The organism is Burkholderia sp. Ac-20345, from assembly GCF_017104825.1.
Lineage (GTDB): Bacteria > Pseudomonadota > Gammaproteobacteria > Burkholderiales > Burkholderiaceae > Burkholderia > Burkholderia lata_B.
In genome coordinates, this window is sequence record NZ_JAAGPO010000163.1 from 1 (window position 1) to 26042 (window position 26042).

At 55.2% G+C, this 26042-nt stretch carries 15 protein-coding genes and 5 pseudogenes; 10 read left to right on the forward strand and 10 right to left on the reverse strand.

Annotation, left to right across the window (positions count from 1 at the left end; translation table 11 throughout):
* A pseudogene (locus G3O06_RS35865) lies at nucleotides 1-331 on the reverse strand (TerB family tellurite resistance protein); the annotation flags it as partial.
* 1407 nt (nucleotides 332-1738) lie between these two features.
* Here G3O06_RS35865 and G3O06_RS35870 point away from each other — a divergent pair.
* Nucleotides 1739-2071, forward strand: a complete 333-nt coding sequence (locus G3O06_RS35870) for a hypothetical protein (protein ID WP_205819020.1) — start codon at nucleotides 1739-1741, stop codon at nucleotides 2069-2071.
* 494 nt (nucleotides 2072-2565) lie between these two features.
* Nucleotides 2566-3024 carry a nuclear transport factor 2 family protein gene (locus G3O06_RS35875; RefSeq protein ID WP_205819021.1) on the forward strand — a complete coding sequence of 153 codons (459 nt, stop codon included), beginning with the start codon at nucleotides 2566-2568 and terminating at the stop codon, nucleotides 3022-3024.
* Nucleotides 3025-3182: 158 nt separating this feature from the next.
* Here G3O06_RS35875 and G3O06_RS35880 read toward each other — a convergent pair.
* Nucleotides 3183-3299 (reverse strand): annotated as a pseudogene (locus tag G3O06_RS35880) (IS481 family transposase); the annotation flags it as partial.
* A pseudogene (locus tag G3O06_RS35885) lies at nucleotides 3292-3429 on the reverse strand (DDE-type integrase/transposase/recombinase); the annotation flags it as partial. The pseudogenes G3O06_RS35880 and G3O06_RS35885, both read right to left, overlap by 8 nt.
* 68 nt (nucleotides 3430-3497) lie before the next feature.
* Here G3O06_RS35885 and G3O06_RS35890 point away from each other — a divergent pair.
* Nucleotides 3498-4597 (forward strand): IS3 family transposase gene (locus tag G3O06_RS35890; protein WP_205819022.1). Its coding sequence is split into 2 segments (ribosomal slippage): nucleotides 3498-3750 and nucleotides 3750-4597, totalling 1101 coding nucleotides; the frame shifts between segments, so codons are not numbered across the junction.
* Nucleotides 4598-4667: 70 nt separating this feature from the next.
* Here G3O06_RS35890 and G3O06_RS35895 read toward each other — a convergent pair.
* Complete coding sequence (locus tag G3O06_RS35895) at nucleotides 4668-5885, reverse strand: serine hydrolase (RefSeq protein WP_205819023.1); 1218 nt, start codon at nucleotides 5883-5885, stop codon at nucleotides 4668-4670.
* Between the two features lie 112 nt (nucleotides 5886-5997).
* On the opposite strand from G3O06_RS35895, the gene G3O06_RS35900 reads away from it, so the two are divergent.
* The gene (locus tag G3O06_RS35900) at nucleotides 5998-7020 is read left to right on the forward strand and encodes an AraC family transcriptional regulator (protein WP_205819024.1); all 1023 of its coding nucleotides are present in this window, start codon (nucleotides 5998-6000) and stop codon (nucleotides 7018-7020) included.
* Nucleotides 7021-7403: 383 nt separating this feature from the next.
* On the opposite strand, the gene G3O06_RS35905 is transcribed toward G3O06_RS35900, so the two are convergent.
* The gene (locus tag G3O06_RS35905) at nucleotides 7404-8417 is read right to left on the reverse strand and encodes a helix-turn-helix domain-containing protein (RefSeq protein ID WP_205819025.1); all 1014 of its coding nucleotides are present in this window, start codon (nucleotides 8415-8417) and stop codon (nucleotides 7404-7406) included.
* A gap of 1012 nt (nucleotides 8418-9429) precedes the next feature.
* Between G3O06_RS35905 and G3O06_RS35910 the strand changes: the two genes are divergently transcribed.
* Together G3O06_RS35910 and G3O06_RS35915 are read left to right on the forward strand one after the other, a co-directional pair.
* The gene (locus G3O06_RS35910; RefSeq protein ID WP_205819026.1) at nucleotides 9430-10455 is read left to right on the forward strand and encodes a phenylacetaldoxime dehydratase family protein; all 1026 of its coding nucleotides are present in this window, start codon (nucleotides 9430-9432) and stop codon (nucleotides 10453-10455) included.
* 417 nt (nucleotides 10456-10872) lie between these two features.
* Nucleotides 10873-11901 (forward strand): carbon-nitrogen hydrolase family protein, encoded by a 1029-nt coding sequence (locus tag G3O06_RS35915; protein WP_205819027.1) that lies wholly within the window; start codon nucleotides 10873-10875, stop codon nucleotides 11899-11901.
* A gap of 386 nt (nucleotides 11902-12287) precedes the next feature.
* Here G3O06_RS35915 and G3O06_RS35920 read toward each other — a convergent pair whose 3' ends face one another.
* Entirely contained in the window at nucleotides 12288-12983 is a 696-nt protein-coding gene (locus G3O06_RS35920) for a TetR/AcrR family transcriptional regulator (protein WP_205819028.1), read from the reverse strand.
* Nucleotides 12984-13660: 677 nt separating this feature from the next.
* Here G3O06_RS35920 and G3O06_RS35925 point away from each other — a divergent pair.
* A complete protein-coding gene (locus tag G3O06_RS35925) occupies nucleotides 13661-15667 on the forward strand; it encodes a hypothetical protein (protein ID WP_205819029.1) in 2007 nt (668 codons plus the stop codon).
* Between the two features lie 1240 nt (nucleotides 15668-16907).
* Here the strand turns inward: G3O06_RS35925 and G3O06_RS35930 are convergent.
* Nucleotides 16908-18020, reverse strand: a pseudogene (locus tag G3O06_RS35930) (IS3 family transposase).
* Nucleotides 18021-18901: 881 nt separating this feature from the next.
* Between G3O06_RS35930 and G3O06_RS35935 the strand changes: the two are divergent.
* The gene (locus tag G3O06_RS35935; protein ID WP_205819030.1) at nucleotides 18902-19642 is read left to right on the forward strand and encodes an OmpW family outer membrane protein; all 741 of its coding nucleotides are present in this window, start codon (nucleotides 18902-18904) and stop codon (nucleotides 19640-19642) included.
* A 325-nt stretch (nucleotides 19643-19967) separates the two neighbouring features.
* Here the strand turns inward: G3O06_RS35935 and G3O06_RS35940 are convergent, their stop codons facing one another.
* The gene (locus G3O06_RS35940) at nucleotides 19968-20432 is read right to left on the reverse strand and encodes an IS30 family transposase (protein WP_346779576.1); all 465 of its coding nucleotides are present in this window, start codon (nucleotides 20430-20432) and stop codon (nucleotides 19968-19970) included.
* A 1264-nt stretch (nucleotides 20433-21696) separates the two neighbouring features.
* On the opposite strand from G3O06_RS35940, the gene G3O06_RS35950 reads away from it, so the two are divergent.
* Together G3O06_RS35950 and G3O06_RS35955 are read left to right on the forward strand one after the other, a co-directional pair.
* Nucleotides 21697-21852, forward strand: coding sequence for a hypothetical protein (locus G3O06_RS35950; RefSeq protein ID WP_205819033.1), 156 nt, complete (start codon nucleotides 21697-21699; stop codon nucleotides 21850-21852).
* 10 nt (nucleotides 21853-21862) lie between these two features.
* On the forward strand, nucleotides 21863-23179 hold the full coding sequence (locus G3O06_RS35955) for an IS5 family transposase (RefSeq protein WP_205819034.1): 1317 nt from the start codon (nucleotides 21863-21865) through the stop codon (nucleotides 23177-23179).
* 813 nt (nucleotides 23180-23992) lie between these two features.
* On the opposite strand, the gene G3O06_RS35960 is transcribed toward G3O06_RS35955, so the two are convergent.
* A complete protein-coding gene (locus G3O06_RS35960; RefSeq protein WP_205819035.1) occupies nucleotides 23993-25198 on the reverse strand; it encodes an IS110-like element ISBma3 family transposase in 1206 nt (401 codons plus the stop codon).
* 479 nt (nucleotides 25199-25677) lie between these two features.
* Nucleotides 25678-25911 (reverse strand): annotated as a pseudogene (locus G3O06_RS49340) (hypothetical protein); the annotation flags it as partial.
* Nucleotides 25912-26042: the final 131 nt, after the last annotated feature.

Genomic DNA, 26042 nt, shown 5'->3' on the forward strand with positions numbered 1-26042 from the left:
CGAGGTGACCATCTGCTGATGCGACGGCGAGACACAGCTCAATGATCCTCACTCGCAAATCGGGATCGTCGATTTCCGTGAGCAGCGTCTCGAGCGTTGCTTGATCGAGATGGCCGGAAATAGTGCTAGACGAAGCATGGCCGATCTCCCGGTCTTCACATACCGTCTGAACGATTTGTGCAAACTCGGTCGATTCGATCCCGAACCGGCGTTTGATCTCGAGTTCCTCAAGAAGCAGTTCCTCGCTGAGATCGATGTGGCCGTCTGCGATCAGCACAAGCGCTACGATACGTGCGGCTGCCTGGGCGCTGTTGCGGGGATAGGTTCTCATTCTGTCGCTCCTTTGCGGGACCATGTCACGTCGTTGAAGAGTCGACAGTTTCGAAGGTTTGAGTGATCTGAAAAAGCAGATAATTCGATACAGAAACTTCGGAAAAACCGAAGTAGGGTGGTTGGCTTCGAGTTGGGCTTGAGAAGGCTTTACGGCGAACTTCATGCGGGAATCGGGTGGACCGGTAGTGATAGTATTGGTGGAGGGGCAACTGTAGCGGTTTGTGTCAGACGATCTCCACTCGTCGATGTCAGTGAGGAATGGGTCGGACGAAAGGGAGACGAGGCTGGAAGCTAGGCACGGGCCATGCGTAGGACGCGTCGGTCGGCGCGCCCTGGGGGGGCATTGATTCCCTAACTATTGACCGACATCCGCAGCATGATTGATACGACGCGAATCCATACGGCGGCGGCCGTCGACGCGGAATGGGGGCTGCTTTACGGGAAGGTTAGTCGCTGCTTGGGGATGGCATCCTGCGCAGCGTGCGAGCTACGGACAAACAGGTCTTCCATGCGCTTTCGCGGCAACTGGCAACCAAGCACGGGCATCAGCGAAGCGTGAGCAGATCCAGACTCAGAGGCACTGGCCGCGCTCGATATAAGAGTGCCGGGTCGCTGGTTTGTCGGACAGGCACCGTACGCGGTCGCTGATTGGCACACCTAGGAGACCCATCGGCACCTTATCTCCGCCCGATCGCGGGCCCGTTTCGTCCTTTCGAGCGGGCCTGATGCGCAACTGCTGAAACCCCCGGGGTCGTATTGTTCCATCGGCGGCAGCACCGAATAGAAAACTCATATAACAATAAAGAATGCTTGACTCATAGGCTAGTTGCTCCATACTAAGCGAACGCGTTCATTTGTACGCGTGCTTGTTCGATCTTAGGGGGCGCATTGGCGCACTTGAGGAGGATTAGGTTGACTAATTTTGACCGAGGTGTCCTCGACGGAAGAGGCAGCGGCACAATCGTAGGCGCTGGTGCTCCCTAATGACATACCAGCAAGCGCTGCCAGTACGCCCGGCGGGCTGCGTTCTACCTGTATGCGTCGTTGCGTGAATGCGCTTTGTCTGCTTTGTGCAATTGTGGCCTTGCCCAGCGTTTTGTCACATGCAGGAGCGATTGCAGCAAACGCGAATCTTGAGGTGTTTGGATGGGGTTTGTGGCTGCTTGCCGCCGTAGCCGCGGCTTGCCTTGCTGGCCACATCCGGCGCTCTACACGCCGATCGTGGTCCCGATCATCGCCTTGGTATTCGCCTAAAAAATACTGGACTGAGTTCCGACGCGACAAAACGGAGATGCGGCATGGTATTGATCGCATGGAATATCTCAACAAAACGCCTCATCGATTGAGGGTGTTGCGAGGGAGGGGCTCAACTCGGCGCTGACCACGAAGATCAAGGCCTCTTGTTATGTGCTCAAGCTATCGTGCAATCTCCCGACTCGAACCGTTCGTAGACGGTTTCTGCAGCTACAACAACGGGGAAATTGACGCATCTACAGAAGCACTACTAATCGACCGTGCCCAGTTGCCGAAATTGGCGGGGCCCGAGCTAACCGTATTGGTCGGCGGTATGCGCGTGTTTGGCGCCAATTATGATGGTAGTCAATATGGAGTTTTCACAGATGAAGTGCGTGTACTTGGCAACGATTTCTTCGTCAATCTGCTGAATATGACTAATCTGTGGACGCCAGTGGGCAATGGGATCGAATTGGATGCGCAGATCGAAAAACCGGGGAGGTGAAGTATACCGACACCCGAAACGACCAGATTTTCGGCTCCGATTCGGTGCTCCGTGCCTATACCGAAGAAGTCTGTCGATGCAAGCCCTGACAGCAAGGAGAGGTTCATCATGGACTTCGTTGCTGCTTGGGCCAAGGTGGTGAATCTCAACCGACTCCACCTTGCTTAATAGAAATGTACGTTGTACAAACAATCCGCGAGGTTTGCGCATGGTTGCGACGGCAACTCAGTGCTGAGATGGTGGCGCTCTAGTTACATCGTTGAAGCCCTACTATAGCGTTTACGCTAAGAGACGCAAACAAAACCGATGGAGGGCGGCGTAAAGTGCACGATGCGGTAGTAATTCCAGAATGCTGATGGCAACTACGGCCGTGCCGTCGCCCAGGCCGTGAAGGCCGATCTGGCTGCGTGGAAGCGCTGGCCGCCAAGCTACAGGACTGATCTTTATTTTGTGGGCAGGTTTTTGTTAACCATAATGAAAGGCAATAGAACATTATGAGCAAGTTTGATAAGCAAGCGCTCGAGAACATCGCCCGGTCTTGGGTTGATGGGTGGAATAAGAACGACGTAGATTCGTTCGCGGCGCTTTATGCGGAAAATGGTGAGTATATGGATCCGGGGTTTGGGATCCTGCGGCGCGGCCATGATTTCGTGAAGATGCATTACGGTCAGTGGCGTCGCGCCGCGCCCGACTTTCGCATGACGGCCGAGCGGATCATCGCGGGCGACGGCGAAGCCGTTGTGATCGTTCAGGCCATTGGCGAAGGCACTTACAATGGCGTAAGTCTTGGTGACGGGACAATGGACGCGACTGGATTGCCGTTTCGCGCGCGGCTATGCGCGGTTCTTGCCCTCGACGATAACGGTAAAATCACCCGCTGCACGGAATATTACGATCCGGCCCAGATGCCGAACGGGGTGAAGCCTCCGCTGCGCGATCTCGACAACATCTAGCAGCCGGTATTGATGACGGAGATTGCGCGCGCAACTCCGTCAACATTTCCTCTACGGAATCATTCAGTGCTGTCAGATTGCAACGTCGGACGGCGGCACTGATTTGTATTAGCCGGGACTCGATCTGACAGGTAGTCAGGCCTACAAAGAACGAACCATCAATGCGAGATGAGTTTCTCCTTGGCGAGTTCGAGTGAATCGAGGAAAGTACGCATCGGCGTCTTGCCATAACACCAACGTCCCTGATGCTCTCGTTCATTGTTGTACTGGTCGACCACGCTGCTCATAGCCCATCTCCAACGCCCGCACGACCAGATTGGCATCCGGTCGTGTCGAGATCGCCCAGCCAACAACCCGACGCGTGAACAGGTCAAGTACTACGGCCAGATAATGCCAACGGCCCTGACCTGAGACGTTTCTTGTAGCCATTCGGCAAGTGAGTTCTCTTTTATCCTAGAGGCAAGGAGAACTCGATGAAGAAGCGATCTACCGACGAGCAGGTCATTCGAATCTTGCGCGAGGCCGAGAGCCGGGACGAGCCGGTGAAGGATCTGTGCAAGCGCCACAACATCTCGGAACAGACGTTCTATCGTTGGCGCAACAAGTTCGGCGGCATGGATGCGGCCGATGCCCGTCGGCTCAAGGATCTGGAATCGGAAAATGAGCGGCTCAAGCGTTTGATCGCCGAGCAATTGCTGGTCATCGACGGCCTGAAGGAATTCGGCCGAAAAAAATGAGTACCCCAACGGGCCGGCGCGACGCGCTGGAAGTTCTGACTCGGCGAGGGCTATCTCAACGCAAGGCATGTTGCTATCTGGGGCTGAGTCGCCGGGTGGCAACCCATACGCTCAAGCAACCGGAGAAGGAGCGGAGCCTGGGCGAGCGATTGATTGCTGCCGCTCAGGAAGTGCCGCGCTTCGGCTGCCGACGTATGTCGGCTTGGCTGGCGCTGAGCGAATCGTGCGTGCGGCGAATGTGGCAGGTCTTGCAGCTCAACATTCCGCGGCGGCGGCTTTGCCGTCGTCGTTGTGGCAGCGACATTCGTCTGCCCGTTGCGACACAACCCAATTCGGTATGGAGCTACGACTTTGTGCACGACCTGTTGGTGGACGGGCGGGCGTTGAAGATGCTTTGCGTGATCGATGAATTCACACGCGAGTGCCTGGCGATCGAAGTCGGCGCCAGCTTGCGGTCGCAGGATGTGATCTTGACGCTGTCGCGACTGATGCGGCTGTACGGCAAGCTCGCGTTCGTTCGGTCTGACAACGGCGCTGAATTTACCGCTGCCAAGGTCATGCGCTGGCTGCGAGACGCTGCAATCGGTCCGGCCTTCATCGCGCCCGGCAGTTCGTGGCAAAACGGATTCGTCGAAAGCTTCAACGGCAAGCTGCGTGACGAATTGCTTAACCGCGAATGGTTCCGCAGCCGGGCCGAGGCCAAGGTGCTCATCGAACGCTGGCGGCAGTTCTACAACGAACACCGGCCCCATAGCGCGCATCGCTATCAACCTCCCGCCACGGTCCGTCGAGCCTGGCTGGATTCCGATAATATCGACGCGAGACTCACTGCCTGATTGGTCACAAAATTCCGCCTCAGGTCAACTCCAATGGAAGAACACTCTAGCGTTATGGCGACGGCCTACTTCAAAGACTCGCAGCGATCGCACGCAGAAACTCAATATTTTCGGTGTTTTGGTCGGTGCTCTCGCTCTTTGATGTACCGTATTTGCGGTTAGCCGAAAGTTTGACGATGGTCGCCTTCATTTTGGGATTAACATAAACGAGCTGGTTGAGCACTCCGATGGCACTGTAGTCTCCTTTGTTTCCTGCCGGAATCCACCATTGGTAACCGTAACCGAGGTCGAAAGCGTGGTCAGCTACGATCGGCTTGCCCGCTTCACGGATGGGTGCGTCAATCGTGGTAGATGCACGAACCCAATCTTCGTTGATGATTCGCGTGCCTTGCCAGACGCCGCCGTTGCGGTACAGTTCCCCGAGCTTGGCATAGTCGCGAGCGGTGAGGTTGAGTCCAGCGTAGGACATTTCTGTGCCGAGCATATCCGTCACCCAAAAGCCTGGCGACTCGAATCCGAGAGGTTCGACAAGTTTCTCCGCCATGTAGTTTGAGAGCGTACGTCCAGTGGCATACGCGATTAAAGCGCCAAGGACCTGAGTCTCACCCGAGTTGTAGCGGCATACTGTATCAGGAGGACTCTCCTTCGACATCTGTGCGATAAAGCCGTTCAGCCCCCCCTTTTTGCCCGTCTGTGCGAGGCTCATCTTATAGATATCGGACTCAGGATTGTTGTAGTCCTCGTCCCAACGCGCTCCGGAAGACATTTGCAGCACATTCCTGATTGCAACCCCATCATAGGCGGATCTGGGATTAACTGGGACGTATTTGCTGATCGGCTCGTCGATGCTCTTTATATGCCCTTCCTGCACGGCAATGCCAACCAGCGTGGATACAAAACTCTTAGCCACGGACATGGACAACCAGTTGACCTTGGGTCCACCGGTAAGTAAGTAGCGCTCGTACCGGATTTTGCCATCGACAAGCACCAAAATAGCGGCGGTGTCAGTGTCCACCAGGAAATCTTCGGTAGAGCGCGAGGTACCTTCGAATGTGTAGGTTTGAGGGAGTGCGATCGTGGGACCGTTCGGCCAGGTGTACGGCTTCGACGACGCAGGCATCCGGCTGATCGGCGCTAGTTCATCAACCCGGCAAAAATTTTCGTGTTGTGGCGCGCCCGTGAACAAGCCAACATCTGCCAGGGAAGCCGGTGTATTTCTGCTAAAGATGCGGCGGGCAATGTATCGCAATTTGAACGAGGTAGTATTGCTGTTGCTTCGTTGTGGCATGCATGGCCTCATGAATCGTCGTCGTTTGTGAGGATGGCTATCGCATACTACTATGCCAGCTGATGTCGATGCATAATTGACATATCGAGACAGATGTTTGACTTTTCGAGACATGGATACACTGATTCGCGCGGGGGCACTCCAGGGCTACGAGGCTCTGATGAACGAGTTGGGGCTAGATCCACTTCCTCTTCTAATTCGCCATGGAATCAATCACGGCGCGACGACCAATACAGATATGCTCATTTCGCTCGCAGCGACAATTGAGTTGTTGGAGGAGAGTGCGGCCGTTGCGGGATGTCCTGATCTCGGTTTGCGTTTGGCTGCTCACCAGGACTATGAAATGATGGGCGTCTTGGCTGTCGTTATCCAGAATGCCCCGACAATTCTGCAAGCTGCAGAGGATGCGTCTCGCTATATATTTCTGCATACCCCCGCAATGGTAATTGCGGTCGAGCGCTTTAGTCCTTTGTATCGGGATTGCGTTACTTTGCGTCTGGCAATTCAGCAACCATGGTACGCGCCACAACGGCAGGCCATTGATTCTGCCATAGGTTATATGTGGCGACTCGTGAAGCTGCTCACGGAAGGAAGTCAGCGACTCTATGGCGTCTCACTTCCACATTCACCTTTGGCGCATGAGGCTATCTATCAACGATTTTTCGGGGCCCCAGTGAATTTTGCCCAGCCCTATGCCGGCCTGCATATGCACCAAGACGCACTTACTGCTGATCTTGCGCATATTAACCCAATGCTCCGTCAGCTCGCACTTGACTATATTTCTCGTCGTGAAATGCCTCGTGAGAAAACGCTGACTGACCAAGTTCGACAAGCAATAACCGGCACACTGGGAGTAAATAAAGGAACGAAACTCGAAATTGCCGAAATTCTAGGTGTGCATCCTAGAACCCTTCAACGCCGACTCGGCGGGGAAGGGAATACCTTTGAAGCAATCCGTGAGGAAATTCACAAGGATGCGACCTTGCGATTTCTTCATGAGACAAATATTCCATTGAATCAATTGGCAGATGTCATGGGATTTTCAGGGCAGTCTTCATTTACCAGAAGATGCAAGCATTGGTTTGGGGAGTCACCATCAAAAATTAGGAAGGAATCCGCCAACGACAAGGGGTAGTCAATTTCGATCACCATCTTGTCACTTGCATCGGACTATGGCTACGCGACTTGTGGGAACGATAGCCCCATATGAAAGAGGGTTGAGCGCCGGCTGGGGAAGCCGCAAGTCCTCGTTGTCGTCCAGCGCCCCAAGATACGCCGCCGCTGTAATGTCCGACCGAAACCTACGCAGGTTAAGCAGCTAAAGCGAATGCCTTAGCTGGTGCTTTCGTCTTCAGCGCGTGGTGCGGCCGATGTGGTGCATCGAGCACTTCTGTCTCGAATAACCGTCACCCTATATCAGGACTTGACAAGCTTTTAATTGGACGCCGGCTGCGACGGTCTTCGTCCGCGATTCCGGTGGGTCCTCTCACGAGAGATGTGGGTGGCGCGCGGGCTGGATTATTTTGCTCTGAACGCGCGCCAGTCCCTCGGCGACATGCCCGAGCGTTCGCGAAAGACCCTGCTAAAGTGCGCGACATCGCTAAACCCCCACGAGTACGCAATATCGCTGACGCTGCGTGCCGATTGGCGTGGATCGGCAAGGTCGCACTGGCAGCCGTCTAGGCGCAACTGCCACATCAGCTTTGCTAGAGACAGCGGTTCGTCCCGGAACAGCCTGTTCAAATGTGCTGGAGAGATCGACAGGGCGTGTGCGATGCTGCCGACTGTTATGCCCGGTTCGCGCAAGTGTTCACGAAGAAATGCCTTGACGCGGGCGAGGTGATAAATCTGCAGGTTCGATGCCTTGCGCAGATTGGCTCCGGGCAGACCGCGCAGGCCTGCAGCGATGATGCTGACGAGTCCTTCTGACACACTGTCAGCAGAAGACGAATGAAGGTTTTCGAGATCGTCGTCCAGGGTCTCTAGCATGGTCATTAGCAGCTTTGCCGCAACGCTTTGCCGTGGGACGGTGACGGCGGTAAGCTGGCTTAGGCCGCTAACCGATGTTTCGAGGCGGTTGCGCGGAAGCCGAAGCACGGTGACGTCGTGGCGGTCGCTGTCGAATTGCAGCGCATATGGGCGTGTACAGTCATACAGGGTGAAATCTCCTGCGCCGAGTGCTGCCTGTCGGCCATCCTGGCAGACGACGCTTTGCCCCGCTTGTTGCACTTGAACGAGGTAATGATCCTCCGTCTCCTTGCAAATGCAGGCAGGTGTTCTCAACACTCGTTTTGCGTTGGAAGTGAGGCGGGTATATCTCAATGTTCCAACGGTGCTGAACTCGATATCGCCAAAAATGGGCAGTTCCCCCTGAGGGGCACTGTCCAGGTGAACGTAAGTTCTGCAGATCATATCCAGCCAAAACTCGAAGCGCTGATTAGCCGGCACGCTTGAGGTCGAGAGTCGTTGTCGCATGCCTTTCTCGGCCATTGATGGCTGCAAAAAATCATGCGATGCATTGAGTTGTTTCATAAGCAGGGATTTAAACTAAAGCATTCTCAGTGTAACGAGCATTAAGCAAGTAGCATGCCTGCCCGGCATGGGCGTTCTTTCTGACTGCGAGCCGAACCTTGCAAAAATGCGTTCACAAACCTAGCACGCAGCCTGATCCGCGAACCATTCGTATAGTCCCGGATCCGGAGCAATCAGCACGCCGCTACCGCTGAGTGCAAATTTCATTGGGGGATATCCGGACACGGCGCGCTCCGAGCCGATTGAGCGGCCGCGACAAGGTGCTCTTCTTGGTCTTCGCGTTTGTCCCACCACTTTTTTCCTTCTGCTCGGCTGGTATACCTTTCTGCATGTGGTCCGGGCATTGTCCAGCATGCACCTCTCCCCGAGCCGGATTGGTTGCGTACTGCTACGGCAACAGCGGATTTCGTCTGCCAACTTGCGCGCGAATATCCTGCTCTGAACGCGCAAGTCAATTTAGCCCGGATCGACGATGTCTGGGCTATGGCACCCCCTGCTTATGGTCGGCGCGGCATCGCGCAAGTGGCTTTGGGGAAAGCAAGAGTCGCTATGGTGGTCAAGTGGGGTCAGTGCCGGGCTCGGAAGGCTTCGAGTAAGCGGTCCCCGCGTGCGGGCACGACGGCTTAGGTTTGCACTCGAGAAGACGTTCGGGCGCTCTCATTTTGGGGGGGCGCACCACTGGGTATTTGCAGTGGGTGCGCATTGCTACTCGCCGCTTGGGTCGAATTTCCCCGGGCGTGCCGGAAGCTGAAGTTGGGAGTATCGTTGATCACTCGACGGGTTTTCTCAATCAAGGATTTTGCTCATACACGGGTGAGTCAAGTGTTCCGCTTTGGCATAAGCGGCTGTCTGGCATGTAACTATCAGGCAAGTTTCAGGATCGTCCTGGCAAAGCACCAATCATGGACAATTCCCACAATTGTTTGCGTATCGAGCGGTATGACCGCACATGTGGGGCGCAAAATCACGCACCCGCGTCCGAGGCGTAATAGTCGAACTGAGGAGTATTGCCATGCAGCGCAGGTCACGTCCTGAGACCTTTCGTCCACCGTACGATGCTCACACGACCATCTTCCCCGAGGACTGGCCGGACTATGTCCTCGGCCAGTTCGGGATACAGGCCCCGCCGGAAACTGATCTGTCGTCATTAATGGCGGAGCTTGAGCGCAGTCTTGTCGAGGCACCGGCGGCGCTCCATTTTGAGCGGGTGCGTGAGGTAGACGCGCAAGGCTATCGGAATGAGGTCTACCTCGCGTACTGGCGATCGGCGGAAGCCTATCGGGCTTGGCTGGCCAATCCCAGCGTCGCGGCGTTTCTTGCCCGGCCCCTAAGCGGTGAAGTTGGGCTGTGGCGCGAATCGATCATCGCGCCGGTCAAGAATCTCGATCCCAATGGCATCGTCAAGGCCCGCCGCTGGGGTGTCGGTCGCCACCTTAGCCACGAATGGGAGCGATTCCATGGTTACTATGGCTCGATGCGGGACCGGATCCCGGACGGCCATTCCCTAAGCATCGAGGGAGGGGAGCAACCCTTGGTGGCGCAGCCTCCGGTCGAAAGCCGGGGGCGGAGGCTCAGGGTGACGCCGCCACACAATCTCTGCTTCGTTCGTGGCACATTCGGCTGGGCGGAGGCGCCCGAAGAAGAACAGCGGGTTTTCATTGAGGAGATGCTGCCGGTTTACCTGCGCGGCGCGACCTTCATACGGGACAACGCCGCAGAAGTTTCGTGCATCAGCGCGCGGGTGGCCGACGAGGTCGAGTTGGAGCCCGCCAACGGCCTGCAGGCTGAGACACTTGCCTGGTTCACCTCGATCAAAGCGCTTGAAGCTTGGACGCATCGCCATCCAACACACAATGCCATTTTTCAGAAGATGATCGAAATCGGGAAGCGATTCGATTTCAATCTCCACCTCGACCTTGGGCACGAAGTCGTCGTGGTCCCCGCAGGCGGCGCCGACATCGAGTACAACAATTGCCACCCACAGACGAGTTTCCTCCGCTTCTACCCGGCAGAACTGGCTAGTTCGCAGGCGACTTAAATTCGCACCCGAAAACGGGCGTTGTCGGGGAGGCGATACGCGAGCGCAACGTAGCGATGGAGTTCGCGGCGCTGGCCCGCGCAGACACCGTACTGTGTTAGTTGCCGCAGGATCGTTTCATTTCGTGAACGACAAGATTTTGGGGCGATCCCTTCAAACGAATATTGGTGGCGAGGCTGCGATTGCCGGACAGCCGCAGCGTACGCGCATTGAGCGGCGAGCGCCGTAGGTTGGGATACGGCATGATTCCGATAGTACATCGGGCGAACTAATCTCTCCCCGTCCGAACCTTGGGGTGCGTCGGGCAGAAAATCTAGACAGAAAAGTAGTAGTTCATCGCATAGAGAGGATGTGTCCCTAGCGGATATCCGGCTTCAGATGCGAGTACATGCGGACGTGAAATTGAGGAGTGGAAATATGTCCCTTAAACACCAGAAGTATATTGCGGCCGTCGTTCAGGCGGCACCAGCGTTTCTCGATCTGGCAGCAGGAATTGAGAAGTCGGTAAAGTTGATTGACGAAGCGGGACGGGCGGGAGCGAAACTGATCGCATTTCCTGAAACCTGGCTGCCCGGCTATCCGTTCCACATTTGGCTCGGGACGCCGGCGTGGGCGATGCAGCGCGGCTTTGTGCAGCGGTATTTCGACGAGTCGCTCGCCTACGATAGTGTGGAAGCTGAGGCATTGCGCGAAGCCGCCCGCCGTAACGAAATCACCGTCGTGATGGGCCTATCGGAACGTAGCGGCGGCAGTCTCTACATCGCCCAATGGCTCATCGGCCCTGACGGGGCGACGATCGCCAAGCGCCGCAAGCTTAAGGCGACGTTCCTCGAGCGCATCGTTTTTGGCGAAGGCGATGGTAGTGATTTGGCGGTATTTCCGCGTGAAGATGTCGGTAGGATTGGGGCACTTTGTTGCTGGGAGCACATTCAGCCACTGACGAAGTACGCGATGTACGCTCAGCATGAGCAAGTTCACGTTGCGTCATGGCCAAGCTTCTCATGTTACGAATTTGCGCACGCTTTAGGCCCGGAGGCAAATAATGCTGTAAGCAAGGTCTACGCGATTGAGGGGCAATGTTTCGTCCTTGCACCCTGCGCTACGGTGTCAACGGAGATGGTGGAGTTGCTCTGTGATACGCCAGATAAACGCGAACTGATTCGCGCAGGAGGAGGGCACGCGGTCGCATACGGCCCGGATGGCGCGCCACTGACCGACAAATTGCGCGAAGACGAAGAAGGCCTGTTGCTGGTTCAAATTGACTTGGGTTTGATCTCGCTTTCCAAGGCGGCTGCGGATCCAGTAGGTCACTACGCTAGGCCCGATGTGACACGGCTTCTTTTGAACAGGCAACCAAGGCGCTGCGTCGAACATTGTGGTTCACAAGCGGAGGAACTGGATGCGTCCGCTGACGAGGAGATCTTCCGCGGTGAGCATGATGTTTGACTTTGCAAGTCGCTCCGACGATTTGAACGCCTTTTGTCCGGCGGCAACTCGACCGGGGCGACTTTTGCTGCGAAATGCGACCAATGCCAATGCGCTGCTGCGCGTGTCGAGTTCGGTGCAGGTGACCCTAGGTTAGGCCGACTCTATGTTTGGGCGAAGCGCTGCCGATCGATTGTGAGCAGGGCGATCGGCAACGCTAAACTGCGATCACTGCGGACTGAAGATGGCTCCCGTCGTCAAAATTTTTCTAAATGACGAAACCGATTGCCGAAACCATTCCCACCTTAAGTTCGCGTTACGATGAAATGGGGTGGTCGGCCCCATTTCGAGGAATTTACTTGGCCGGTAAGATCGTGTGATTTTGGGGTGCACCGAGCGCGGCGGGCCTAGCGTTTTCGCTGGCGGTCGAGACTCTTCGGTACGTCGTGGCTAGGACCCGTATCAAGCCAACTATCGACAAGGGCGTCAATAGCGCATTCTGCCATCCGATATTGATTGGACCAGCGCATCGTATGCGTACCGCGTGGAAATGCGACGATTCCGTAGGTCGTGGCGATCAGGGTATCAGCGGCAAAGCGGCTTGAGATTCCGGACGCCTTAGACGTTTCGAATAATTTGTCGACCGCAGAGTAGTAGATTTTTAATGCTCGTCGCACGACAGCCGACCGCCCGAACAGGACTTGCGAGTTTGACACCCCATCCTTGTACGGTGGTCGCGAAAATAGAACGTCGAATTGATCAGGGTGCTGGAGCCAGTATTTGGCAGAGCCTCTGGCTAGCGCCCTGACTCTTTCCACGGGATCGTCAATCGAAACCGCTATCGTTTCGAACTGGTCGATCGCCGCTTTTAAGTCAATCTCCCGTATCGCGAACAACAGAGCATTATAGTCATCAAAATACTGGTAGATGGTGCCTGGCGTGTAGCCTGCTTCGGCGGCGATACGGCGTAGTGAAACTTCGTCGTGCGGTTGATTCGCTAGGAGCCTTCGACCGGCGACGATGAAAGCATTTCGGACTTCTGCCTTGTCCTCGGGGGTTTTTGCGCGGGTTCGCACACTGCCGGGAGTTAGTCGTTTGTTCATGAGGCTGATCAAGAGCATGGACCTGACAGTTTAACGGAGTCACGCCACATCACGAGGTTTATCTTCACTGGTAATCTCGGCGGCTGGGTTCCGGAGCCAGAGGGAGCGACGAGGGTGTGAAAATCAATCACGGCAACGTTGGTTTAACGATAACGCGAACAGCTGTGCAGATGTCTCTCCAGAGCGTGCATGCAGCCTCGATTTAAATATTTAATAGGGTCAAATAGATTCCGGTGCCATCGCTCCCAAGACGGGGGGGCATGAGCGGCATGAGGTCGCGGACATTCTTCACTGAACCGAGCGCCGCGAAGGAGGCGTATACGTTGGAGTGGCTTGCCGTTTTCCCTGCGCATGATCTCCTTGCGGCCTATGCATGATATCGCAAGCGGGCTGAGGGCAAGCGCGTAAGCCCCCGCGCAGACTCGAGACACGCAGTCGCCGCCGTTCGTTGACCGCGAGCCCGCTGCGTGCCCTGGGGACAATTACTGAAAGGGCGACACGGCATCGTCCCATCGGCTGCAGTGTCGGATACCCAATTCATATGACGGTAAAGAAAGGCTTGACACTTCTGCTGGCTGCCTCATACTAACTGAACGCGTTCAGTTCGTTGCCGTTGGCCAGAAACTTGATCTTCGGGTGGCGCATCGACGCATTAGACAAGCATTAAGGAGATTGAATTGATCCATCTGACCGAAGCGTCCTCGGCGGAAGAGACTGCGGCACAATCACGTGTAATGTTGGCACTCCCTACTGAAGTGCCGGCCATCGTTGCCAATGCACACGGCGGCCCGCGTTCTGCGCGTTTGCGCCGTCGCGCGAATGTCTTCTTTCTTTTCCTATGGACAATTGGTGCTTTGCCCAGTGTTTTGTCGCACACAGGGGTGGTTGCGGTAAACCCGTCCCTTGAGGTGTTCGGGTGGGGTTTATGGTTGCCGGGCGCGGGTTTTGTAGCGGTCGGCGGATGGCTGACGCTGCTATTTCCCGTTGTGCTCGGATTGTTCTCGATTTCCATGATGGTATGGGCCATGTCGGGCATGCTCGTCGCCCCAGTATTGGTTTGGCTGCTAGCCGCTATAGCTGCGGCTTGCCTTGCTGGCACACATGTGGCTTCCTATGCACCGATCGTGGTTCCATTCGCCACCTTGGCATTCGTTTTCAAGAAATACTGGGATGAGTTCCGACGCACCAAAGCTGAGACGCGGCGTGGTATTGAGCGCATGGAATATCTCGACAAAGCTGTCGCTTCGCTAGAGGATGTGGCGAAGAATGCTCAACTCAGCGCCGACCGCGAGTTGAGCGTAGATGAGATCAAGGCGCTTCGCTATATGCTCAATTTATCGTTGCAACCAGTTGGCCAATTTGCCGGTTTCACGAAGAAAGACAACATCCAGCTGGCGGCGCTACGGTATCAACTCAATTACATTAGCTACGGTCTGGCAGCGCTTCAATGCAAGTATGCGCCTAACTTCCATGGCTATTTGAATCGTGCGCAGAGGTTCGCGATTGAATCGCTGACCGATCCTAAAGTCTGCGGTTACTGGAAACTGGAATCCATCTGGGGGAAGCTGAAGTGGAACCCTGATCCGATTGGCACGATAGACAATATCATGCTGACCGGATGGTCGCTCATCGGAATATCCACGTATGCAGCCAACACTGGCGATATGCGCTATCAAGAGCGCGGTGTTTTGAAGTTCAAACCCTTCAAGAAGAGATCGATCACTTTTAGTCACGACGTCCATAGTTTCGTCGAGTCTTTGATGCGGAACTGGAACTACTGCTCTCTTTATCTTTACCCTTGCGAACCGTTCTGGTCATTTCCGCTATGTAATTCGCTTGCATTTTGCGGTGTCGTACCTTATGACCGGGTGAATGGAACGAGCTTCGCTGCGTCAGTCCGCGAGAACTTCCTTCGGTCATTCGAGGAAGAGTTCCTTCTGTCCGACGGGAATCCCAAGGCGGTAGTTTCCACACTTACTGGATACGGTTCACTCTCGCGAACGAATGCTCAGGTTGAGTTGTTATTCCTTTTGGCGTTGGCGACGTACGTGAACGCCATCCATCCTGGTTACGCGCGGCGCTGGTACGCGCTGGTGCGAGCTGAATTTCTCGAATTGGTGAATGGAGAACTTTCGCTCAATGGAGTCAAGTGGGAGGAGTGTTTCGACACTGGGAACTACCAAAAAAATCCTGGTTTTGTTCTTGGTGGTATTGCCTTGGCAGCGCGTGAGCACGGTGACGATGAAATGGCCGAGGCGGCACTGCGTAAAGCAGATCAACTCATGGCACGTGTTGACGATCCTTCCGTCTACGCGTTTGAAGGAATCTCTGCTGCGGCAAATCTGAATATAGCCACGGCTCGATGGTCGCGAAAAAGTGACTGGCAGGATTTGATTAATGTCGGCCCAAATCGCGAAGCACTTAAAGGTCCTATCCTTACCGACTGTGCGTACCCGCGCGTGCTCGTCGCAAAAGCGGTCAGTGATGGATCAGGACTCGACCTCGTACTTTATAACGGTGAAGACGAGGGTGTCGAAACCATAAAGATTGAAAGATTGACGCCAGGCATGCGTTATGAGGTCATTGGGGCGATCGAGTCTGAATGTGAAAGTGATTCTGCGGGTGTCGCAGAGCTGCAGGTCCATCTCAAAGGACGCACGCCAGTTACCTTGAAATTGGCCTGATACATGGCGTGGAGGTCGAATATGGCTTGCTGTATGCTGGGTGCAATGTTTCTCGGGCAGTGTCTAGCCGTATGGGCGTTGATCAAGCGGTGGCTTGGCTTTGCGGATAGTACGGAACGAAAGCAGCGGGGTATCCTTGCTGCGTCAAGGTTTTCGCCGCGGGTCGTCGTGGTTGTTGTATTTTTCGAGCTCTTGCTTGGTGGCATGGGCTTAGCTTACTCGGGAAACGAGGTTCACGAACACGCTAGCCATTCAAGTGAGATAGGGGAAAGGTTAGTTAAGTTGGAGCGAAGTACCGTATGCGGATTAGCTGATCGGGCGTTGCAAAAAAACGTAGGCAAGCCTGGGATAGCGAAAGTGGACGTCGGCGCGCGGCACTCTCTTTGAATTATATGCAGTGGGAGCTATGCCGATGCGATCCCGTTGATTTGTGGCGTGAGCTGTCGTCTGCCTTTAACACGAAAAATCTTCAACACAAATCGTCACTATGTGTTGCTTGGAAAGCGGATGTGTGCTGCCCATTTGGTTCGGGCCAGTTTTTTCGCCCTCCCCAAGTGGCCCACAGCGACGACAAATCGACGGTAGTGTGCGACAAGTCAACCTGGCTAATATCCCAAGAGGTCGTGAATTACCGGCGCCTCCAACCTTAGGTGTTTATCATTTGGTTTCCTTAATAGATCGCCGAGAAGGTCGGCATCCCTGTCAACGTTTTTTGAGCCGGATATCTAAGATATAAAGCACAGCCTTTCGTAGGGAAGTATCAATAATTTCAACAACCTTGAGTCTGAAAATATGGATGCACAAATCGATCACGCAGCCGGGATGCCGATTGGCTTGCTCGACGAACTGCCATTGCCGGTCGATTCTACCGAATCACTCTTTTCCACATTGCAAGAACCTCTAGCATTGCCGACAGCGCGCGGTGGTTTGCAACATTTGTAGTGGTCGTAGCGGCGATTGGCTTACGTGAAGACGAGCATTGACAATGACCGTTCACGATTGCTACGAGTGGGTGGGAGAGTCTCGAAGAGTGGCAATAGTTGGGTGACGTCGTTATGGATGCGCCTGCAAAGGATCGGCGTGAGCAGAATGCTCGGTGGTATGGTCACTGGTGGCGTCTGGAATCGGGACGTGTCTGATCGTTGGGATGGTGTCCCGTTTGCGACCTGCTTCCTCTCCTCGCGCCGGCGAGAATCATGATCATACGCGACCTGAGCGGTACCAGCTTTCAGTCCCATTGTTAGTCTTCGGCTTTCTGCAGGCCCGTCAGTTGGGCGTATACGCCCAACTGACGGGCAAATTCGGCAGGCGATGTCTCGCCGAGCGCCCTGTGAGGACGACTCTCGTTGTACCCGCCACCGTTCAATCTGCTCCTTCGCATGAGCCAACGTCGTGAACCAATGAGTATTCACGCATTCATCGCGGAGCGTGCCGTTAAACGACTCGACATAGGCGTTGTCCGTTGGCTTGCAGAGGCGGCTGAAGGCAATCTCAACCTTGTGATGGTAGGCCCACAGGGCCATCAACTGGCCGGTAATTTCTGATCAGTTGTCGCAATACAGCGTCCGCGCCCCGGATGCCTCGTAACACCCCCAGTGTTCGGACGACGTCAACGGCGCTCAAGCGTTGACCTACCTCGATCACCCGCGCCTCGCGCGTGAACACGTCGACAACGGTTAATGCTCGGAAGCGCTTGCCGCCGTAAAGTTGGTCGGCAACAAAGTCCAGGCTCCATACGTGATCCGCTGCTGTCGCCTTTGCCTGGGCCGGTCGATTCGCCTGCGCTCGCTGCTTGCGATTCGACTTGTATCGAAGCGACAGCCCTTCCTCTCGATATAGGCTGTACATCACTTTCCGACTGACGTCATAGCCCTCGCGCTTCAGCAGCACGTGAATCTTGCGGTAGCCATGGCGCACCCGGCTTGCAGCAATAACACACATCCGTTTCCGGACGTCGCTTCTCGGATCGAGATGGCTCCGGTAATGGTAGGCCGTCCGTGACAGCACCACCAGTCGGCAGGCCCGCCTCTCAGCGATCGAGTAGGTCGACTTCAGATAATCAACGATGCCGCGCTTCGGCGAAGGTTTCGCCACGTTTTTTCAATACGTCGGTCAGCATGGCCTTATCCAGCGTCAGCTCGGCGACCACCTTCTTCAACTGCGCATGTTCTTCCTGAAGCTGTTTGAGCTGCCGGACTTGGTCAGTCTGCAGTTCCGCGTACAGATTTTTCCAGCGATAGAAAGTTTGCTCCGTGATGCCCACGTGCCGGATCAGCTCCGCGACCGGCATCCCCGCCATGGCGTGTTTCAACACCGCCACAATCTGCGTGGCACTGAAGCGCTTGCGTTTCATCATACGGCTCCTCTCTATCGAGAAGTCCGCCGAAAACTCGCTCACAAGATGGCACTGGTCACTGGGGGCCGCTCAGAACTCATCGCGCCAAAGGTCGGCGCAATAGCGTTCCTATGAGAGCCTGATCGTAAACCGACTAGACGCTCCTAAGTCGACTATCTGCTCCGATTGATCGCTCTCGCGGGAATACCCTCATCTTGATCTGCTTGACGTCAATATTCCAGCGGGCTATCTTTTATAAAACGTGTTCAATTAGATGTGCGTGGCTATTGATTTCAATGTTGACTAGATCATCAAGCATTCCGGCAACTCGACTGCCGACACTAGGCATACTTCCTGCCGACAAGTCGCGTGGAGAAGGTGCGGATATTGCGTTACGGATCGTTGGGATCTCTATGTGAGCTGTATCAGTAAGCGATGGATAGACGGCGGTGAGATGTAAGGTTGTTAGAATTTTTTGTGCCATTGAAATAATTCTATTTCTATCGTTATCCGAAACGACATGTCAGGGAAGACATTCTCCGAATGTCCAATGAGGCAGTAATAGGAGAGCAGTTTTGAGCATCCTGGATCATTCGTTGGCATAGCGGGTCAATGGAGAACCAACTGAGACTTCAAAAAAGAAAATTTGGCGATGCATGTCATGCGAAATCTGGCATATGTGGGCAGAGTTCTAATAGTAGATCTAGCTTCGGTGTGTAGTGTGGGCGAGCAAAGGTCGAATCCGTTTCCGAGTGGATGAAATATTTGTGGAAGTTTGGGGTGGCGGAGGGGTAGTGAGTAAATTTTTATACTAAGCATATGTGATTTTCTGAATTTTATAAAAATAAAAATGGAAATTGATAGTTTTTAGGGTGTTGTGGATAAACAGGGATGGAGACATGGTAATTAGCAAAATCTGTGTGAATATTTGTGGTGCGACGGTTTTTTCCGCTATTGCACTGGCCTCGGGAAGCGCAAACGCACAATCAAAAGGCGATACTACGGTTGGCGTAGGATGGCTTCATATCATGCCTCAGTCGAAATCAGATCCGTTGGTCGTAGAAAGCGTCAACGGAGCCTTGGTCAATCAGGTATTGCCGGGGACAGGGCTGCATGCAGACGCGGGAGATACGGCAAGTTTGACGGTCGAGCACTATTTTACGGATCATATCGGCGTCGCGCTGATGGCTGCCATGCCTTTTACGAACGACTTGAGTGGTGACGGGGCTTTGTCTCGTTACGGCGTTATTGGAAAGACGAAACCAATGGCGCCGATCCTCGAGTTGCGGTATCACTTCTTCGATAGTGCTGCGCGTTTCAGGCCATTTGCCGGTGTTGGGGTCAACTATACATGGTTTGAAAGCACGCGTGCGACGAACGGCGCGTTCGTTTCTGACACATGTGGGCAGGGGTGTTCTATGCAGTCGAAGCTTAGCGCATCTTGGAATCCATCCTTCACTGTAGGATTGAGTTACAAGATTTCAAAAAAATGGGCGATAGATGCTTCGGCGACTTATATCCCGCTGTCCACCACTCTTACGTCGCAAACTCGAAGTGTGACGGGAGTCGAAACTGTGACAAAGGCGCAAATCAAGGTTCATCCAATCATTTCGAGGATTGAAGTCAGTTACTCCTTCTAGAGAGAGGGCGGGTGGGCAGTCTCAAGAATCAAGTGCAACGTTTACCAATCCGGTGGCAGCCAACTCCTTGGCCATGGCTTATTCCGGAGCTTTCCAGCCGAGCGTTTGACGTGGGCGCCCATTCATTAATTTGGCGATATCGTTCAAATGCATGTGGGTGATGCCCGACAGGCCCATGACCTTGGGTAGAAACTGACGCAATAACCCGTTGGTGTTTTCGTTGCTACCCTTTGTCAGGGCGCGTACGGATTGGCAAACCAGATATCCAGATTCAGTTGCGTGGCGAGTTCTACATGACAGGTCATTTCCGTTCCGCGATCGTACGTCAGGCTTTCACGGAAAAACGCGGGCAACTTTTCATCTGCCGGGTGAAGCCTTCGAGGGCCGCTCTTGCCGTGCACCCGTCCATTCGGCACAGCATCGCGAATCGGGTCTTGCGTTCGACCAGCGTGCCGACACAGGAGCGATTGAACGCCCCCTTGATGAGATCGCCTTCCCAATGCCCGGGCCATTGCCGTGTTTCGATGGCTTCAGGTCGATGAACAATACGCAGTTCTTTAGGCACAAAACTCTTGCGGGCGAGGCTATTGCGCGTATTGCCGCTTGTCGGTTTTTCCTGGCGCAACGCGTCGATCATGGCTTGCTTCAGGCCGCCGCGCGGATGGCCGTAAATCGCAGCGTAGATCGTTTCGTCGCTGACCTGCTGAGTGGGATCGTCGGTATGCATGTCCCGGAGTCTCGCAGCAATTTGCTGGGACGACCAGCGTCGATACAGCAGATCGTGATGCACCCGCCAGTACAACCCGCTGCTCTCGGACAGTTTGCGCCGGCGCCGACTATGTTCCCGTCACGATCGATATGCTTGCGCCGCTTGCGTGGCGCTGTAACACCTCGCCGCCCGATCTATGGGCTGGCAATACTTCTGACGCTACCGCCTTTCCGATGCTCGATCATGATGGCCGCTCGATCCTCGGTGCTCAATTGCCTGTATTTCTTCATCGCAACACTGTACCTCATTCTTGGTGCTGCACTTGGAATTATAGATTAATATGATCTAATATTTTGATTTGTGTTTGTCGCAATTTAACTTTAAAAAGCTCTGGGTGTTGTGATCACGATTTTAAGAAATAAGGTAAAATTATTTTCACTGGAGGTGATAAATGAATGTTAGGAAGATGGCAGTCGGGTGGCTTGATAGACTTCAGAATCAAGATTCTGAAGAGTTCGCGAGACTATTTAGCGTAGATGGCCTGTACGTCGACCCAGCCTTCGGGCTAGTTCGGCGCGGACGGGATTTCGTAAAACTGCATCATAGAAGATGGCATGCTGCAGTGCCGGACTTCAGGTGCAAAGCGGAACGGGTATTGGTTGAAGGTCGAACAGCAACCATCCAATATGAAGCGGAGGGGACATTCAGTGGTGAGTCCTTGGGGGCTGGGGAGCGTATTATTCTGCCTACACATCAATCGTTCCGTGCTCGAGGCCTCATCGTACTCGATTACGATGAGAGCGGTCAGGTGATTTCGTGCACTGAATATTACGATCGATCGATTATGCCATGCGGTGAGAAGCCGCCTTTCGATGATGATGTTATCGGATTGCGATAAGGTTGAAAAAATATTTGTCTCCAACATTTATTTTAAGTGTTCGTGATGCGGTCTTATTGACGAATAAGAAGAATAGGTGCGTTGGCGATAAATGGAGTGGGTTTGTGCTCCGGATATTGTAAAGACTGCCAACAGTGAAAATATTTTGGACGATCGGCGGCGGGTGGTTGGGGTTTGTGCATACACTTCATCTATCCCGTCGCGATTGCCTGCTGGGTGCGCATGTTAATTATTTTTCAGTATCTCCGTTAGACTCGTGCACGCGATTTTTAAAAATGTGGTTGATTCCGAGGAGGTAAGCCCGCAGAATTGGCGCGGGAGTTGCACTACTGGCTTTTGGAAAGTTTAGTTTTTCGAGAGAGGTATTCAAAATGTCAGAATTTGGCGCGAGCATTTTCGGGTGGGAAGGGAGTGGTACGCGAATGCGCGAAGTTGCTCGGTTTTCGCGTGCTGATTCTCACCTTTTGGGGCGGCCGCCACGCCAATACTGAGTCGGCCCTGAACAATCCAGGAAGGCTTATACAGAAAGGCTGTGAGGCCGAAACGGTGTTGTTGGATCTGCAGGATGCAGGCATATTGATGCGTGAATCCTGCAAATCCTGACGAGGTGCGGATGGGTCCGAAGACGCCGGTGCCAGAGGGAGATTTCTTCCGCCAACCGCTGCGCGAGCAGATCAACTTGAAGCATCCGTTGGTTCGCCTCGCCGATCTGATCGACTGGGAGCGGTTGAGCACGGCGATGAGCGTGAGTTTCGTGTCGCAGCGGGGCCGGCCGGCAACGTCGCCGCGTTTGATCGCAGGTCTGCTGTACTTGCAGCACGCATTCGACCTGTCGGACGAGGACGTCGTCTGGCAGTGGCTCGAGAACCCGTACTGGCAGGTGTTCACGGGCGAGACGCACTTGCAGACGAAGCCGCCAATCGATTCGTCGAGCCTGACGCGCTGGCGCAAGCGGTTGGGCGAAGCCGGGGTTGAGGAACTGCTGGCCGAGACGATCGAAGCGGCCAAACGGGCCCAAGTCATCAAGAGCTCTAGCCTGAAGCGGGTGATCGTCGACACGACAGTGATGGAGAAGGCGATCGCCCATCCGACCGATTCGCGTCTGCTTGAGCGCTGCCGGGAGCATCTGGTGAAGGCGGCCGTGCGGCATGGTCTGAATCTGCGGCAGAACTACAACCGCGAGGCGCCGCGTCTGGAGAGCCAGATCGGCCGCTACGCGCATGCGAAGCAATACAATCGGATGAAGAAGGCACTGCGGACTTTGCGTTCGCGCGTGGGCCGCGTGATGCGCGACGTCGAAAGGCAACTCGATGGCGTGGCGCACGAAAGCCGCTCGGCACTGGAAGAACTGATCGGCCGTACGAAGCGGATTCTGTCGCAGAAGCAAAAGGACAAGAACAAGCTGTACGCGCTGCACGCACCGGAAGTCGAGTGCCTGGCGAAGGGCAAGGCACGCAACCCGTACGGGTTCGGCGTGAAGGTGTCGATCACGACGACGCACAAGGAAGGTTTGGTGGTGGGCGCGCGCTCGATGCCAGGCAACCCGTACGACGGACATACGCTGGCCGAAGCACTGGAGCAGGCGGCGATCCTGAGCGACGTCCAACCGGAGATCGCCATCGTCGACCGCGGCTACAAGGGTGTCACGATCGACGGCGTGAAGATCTATCACCCGGGTTTGCGACGAGGCATCACGCGCGGCCTGCGGGCGATGATCCGGCGCCGAAGCGCCATTGAGCCAGCCATCGGGCACATGAAGGCCGACGGCAAACTCGATCGAAACTGGCTCAAGGGCGCGCTGGGTGACGCGATTCACGCAGTGCTGTGCGGTGCCGGCCACAACCTGCGGATGATCTTGCGCAAGATGCGGCTTTTTTACGCTCTCGCCGCCTTGCTCAACTTCCAAACCGCTGCGCCGTCGGCTGCATAGCTTCAATTGCACGACAAAGCGAATTGTTCAGGGCCGACTACTGAACCGTCTGGGTTAAGATTTTGAATTGCGACGTTCGGTATGTGTTTCTACATAACCTGATATGGAGATGGGTCAGTTCGCCGCATTGATCTTCCAAGGGGCATTTGATTGAAGTGTGTATTTAATTTATCTATGAAATTTGTGCCGAGCTCCATGGCGCTAATATTGGCATAAATTGTCGTTGTGCGGCAAGTTCAATTGCAGAGTTATGAATGTCGTCCATTGCGATCAACAAAATTGTGGGTCAATACAAAAAATAATGAGGCTAGGCATGTCGCGAGAGTGCGCGCGTCGGAAGATCCTGTTTTCGTTCATGGCTTCTGGCACGGCTCTGGAACTTGGAATCATGTCTCAGCTGGTCTAGCAGCTGTGTGATTCAACGTGCACGCCTTTGACTTGCCGGGCGCAGGAATAAAAGCCAGAATGCCAAGTTCCTATTTCGAGAGGCCGCTTGATGCCGCGATTTTTACCACAGAATTGTCACCGAACGCTGGGGTGACGCAAGAGAGCCGAACGCGCGCCGTAATCGAAACGATCCGGGTTATCGACCGGCCCGTGATTTTGGTTGGGCACTCGATGAGAGGTGCCACTGCTTCGGATGTGGCTGAAGCTGTGCCCGAATTGTTGACCGCGGTGATGTATCTCACGGTTTTCATACTACCGCCAGGCATATCACCGCTCGCTATGATGGAGCACGAGACAATGGCCGGTGCAGTTGTACCGTCTTTCTTCCTGGCCGACCCATCTCAGGGGGTGCCCCTATGTCCTTCGTCAAGCGTTAGGGGCTGACCTGGGTTGGTAAATGGTGCCGTCGCGCAGCATGGCGAACAGGGCGTCGCATCGTCGCCGTGCCAGCGCGATGAGCGCTTGGTTGTGGCGCTTGCCCTGCTGGATCTTGCGCGCGTAGTAAGCCCGTGAGACAGGATCCCGCAATGCCGCGAAGGCGGATAGGAACAAGGCGCGCTTGAGTACCTTGTTGCCGCGTCTGGATGGATGCTCACCACGGATGGATGAGCCTGAGCGCCGGGTGACCGGGGCAAGACCAGCGTAGGCCGCCAAGTGGGCGGCCGAAGCGAACGCTTTATGCGCGACCTCGATCAGGAGTCTGGCGGCGGTCCTGACGCCGACTCCCGGCATGCTGGTCAGGACCGGCCAAAGAGGGTGAGCAAGCACCAGTCGCTCAACTTCGGCGGCGACCTCGTCGCGTTGCTTACGCAAGGCCGCAAGCTGCTGTGCCAAGCGAGGCATGACGATGGTGGCAGCTTGCGTGCCGGGCACGGTCACGGCTTGTTCGTTCAGTGCCTGAACGATCTCGGCCGCCAAGCCTTTACCCATGCGAGGAGCGAGCTTGGTCAGGCGATTGGCGAGCGTCTTCTCGCTGGTGCTGGCAAGTGCGGCGGGCGAAGGATAGCGCTCAAGCAGATCGAGCACCGCAGGATGGTCGAGACGTGGTCCGAGAACGCGTTCGAGAGCCGGATGGATCTGAGTAAGCAAGCCGCGAATGCGGTTGCTGGTTTGAGTGACCTGGGCGGCGAGATCATCATCGAAGCCGCACAGCATGGTGAGTTCGGCGAGTTGCTCGTCGGCCAATCGAAGCGAGCGCAGCGTGTGCGACATCGAGCGAGCGGCTTCGGCAATGATCGCGGCGTCGCGAGCATCGGTCTTGGCTTCGCCGGCGTGCAGGTCAGCGATGCGGCGCATAGCCAGTCCCGGCAGATAGGCGACGAGTACGCCTTCGGCGCGAGCGACAGCTACAGGAAGCGCGCCGATGGTGGACGGTTGATCGACGACGAACAGCAGTCGACCGTGCGTCTTGAGTTCGGCGATGAGGGCTCGCAGCTTGACCTCGTCGTTGGGTAGCGCCTTGTTGTAAAGGCGCTTGCCGTTCCGATCGAGCGCGACGGCATGATGCTGGCCTTTACCGACATCGACGCCGACGAAGACATCGACGGCGCCATGTTGTTGAGTGTCTTGCATCGAAGTATGAGCAGAGTGAACGGATTGGCCTGCAACAACGGTGGCAAGTCTCGGCATCCACGTTACGGACGGCGTCGGGATATCCCGGCCAAACCCCTATCAGCGATCACCAGCCACCCACCAGGCCCGGTGACAACACCCTCCTATAAGGACCTCCGCATTGTTGCAAGCTGTGGTTTAGCGGTTCATTCGTTTAGCTCCTGCTTTGCCTGTTGCGGAGATCAACAGGACTGGCGACCGGGACAGACTGCACGCCTATAAACGGCCTTGTGGGGCACGTGGTTGCTATGCCCGGGCCCGGATAGTAACCGCGCAGCAGGACTCCATCCGGATCACGGCGAATACATGCGATGTAGCGCCTGAGGGGTGTTCGAGTTCGCCCGCTGCCGGTCTGACCTGTCGCTATCCTTACCTGTTGCGTCTTCGACTACCAAATCAATTCATGCTGGGCTGCAAGCCTTCCGCTTTCGCGGGAGACTTCAGGTTCCTTTCGCCGTTCTGATGCAAGCGGGTACGTAAGACGGATCGAATTGCTCGCCCCTGGCCAGTACGGCCCACAGAATTCGCGCATGCTTGTTGGCCACCGCGATCAGAGCCTTGTAAAAGCCCACCCGAGCCTGTAGCTGGACGATCCAGCGCGAGAGCCGGTCGTTGCGTCGGTGGGCTGTGAGGACTGCGGAGCGCGCGCCCTGAAACAGCAGAGTCCGCAGATAAGCAGTAAGCGCTCGACACGTACCGTCTGTTCATGAGGGCACGGCACCGGCAATCTGATTCCCATCAGATGTAATGGGAATCAGATTGATGAAGCCAGTGGTGCATGGAAGACGACCGGGATCGAGGAACT

Bases quoted from the DNA above. Each gene is read 5' to 3' on its own strand.
- G3O06_RS35870 (WP_205819020.1), top strand. From the start codon at position 1,739: ATGTGCTCAAGCTATCGTGCAATCTCCCGACTCGAACCGTTCGTAGAC.
- G3O06_RS35875 (WP_205819021.1), top strand. From the start codon at position 2,566: ATGAGCAAGTTTGATAAGCAAGCGCTCGAGAACATCGCCCGGTCTTGG.
- G3O06_RS35895 (WP_205819023.1), bottom strand. From the start codon at position 5,885: ATGCCACAACGAAGCAACAGCAATACTACCTCGTTCAAATTGCGATAC.
- G3O06_RS35900 (WP_205819024.1), top strand. From the start codon at position 5,998: ATGGATACACTGATTCGCGCGGGGGCACTCCAGGGCTACGAGGCTCTG.
- G3O06_RS35905 (WP_205819025.1), bottom strand. From the start codon at position 8,417: ATGAAACAACTCAATGCATCGCATGATTTTTTGCAGCCATCAATGGCC.
- G3O06_RS35910 (WP_205819026.1), top strand. From the start codon at position 9,430: ATGCAGCGCAGGTCACGTCCTGAGACCTTTCGTCCACCGTACGATGCT.
- G3O06_RS35915 (WP_205819027.1), top strand. From the start codon at position 10,873: ATGTCCCTTAAACACCAGAAGTATATTGCGGCCGTCGTTCAGGCGGCA.
- G3O06_RS35920 (WP_205819028.1), bottom strand. From the start codon at position 12,983: ATGAACAAACGACTAACTCCCGGCAGTGTGCGAACCCGCGCAAAAACC.
- G3O06_RS35935 (WP_205819030.1), top strand. From the start codon at position 18,902: ATGGTAATTAGCAAAATCTGTGTGAATATTTGTGGTGCGACGGTTTTT.
- G3O06_RS35955 (WP_205819034.1), top strand. From the start codon at position 21,863: ATGGGTCCGAAGACGCCGGTGCCAGAGGGAGATTTCTTCCGCCAACCG.
- G3O06_RS35960 (WP_205819035.1), bottom strand. From the start codon at position 25,198: ATGCAAGACACTCAACAACATGGCGCCGTCGATGTCTTCGTCGGCGTC.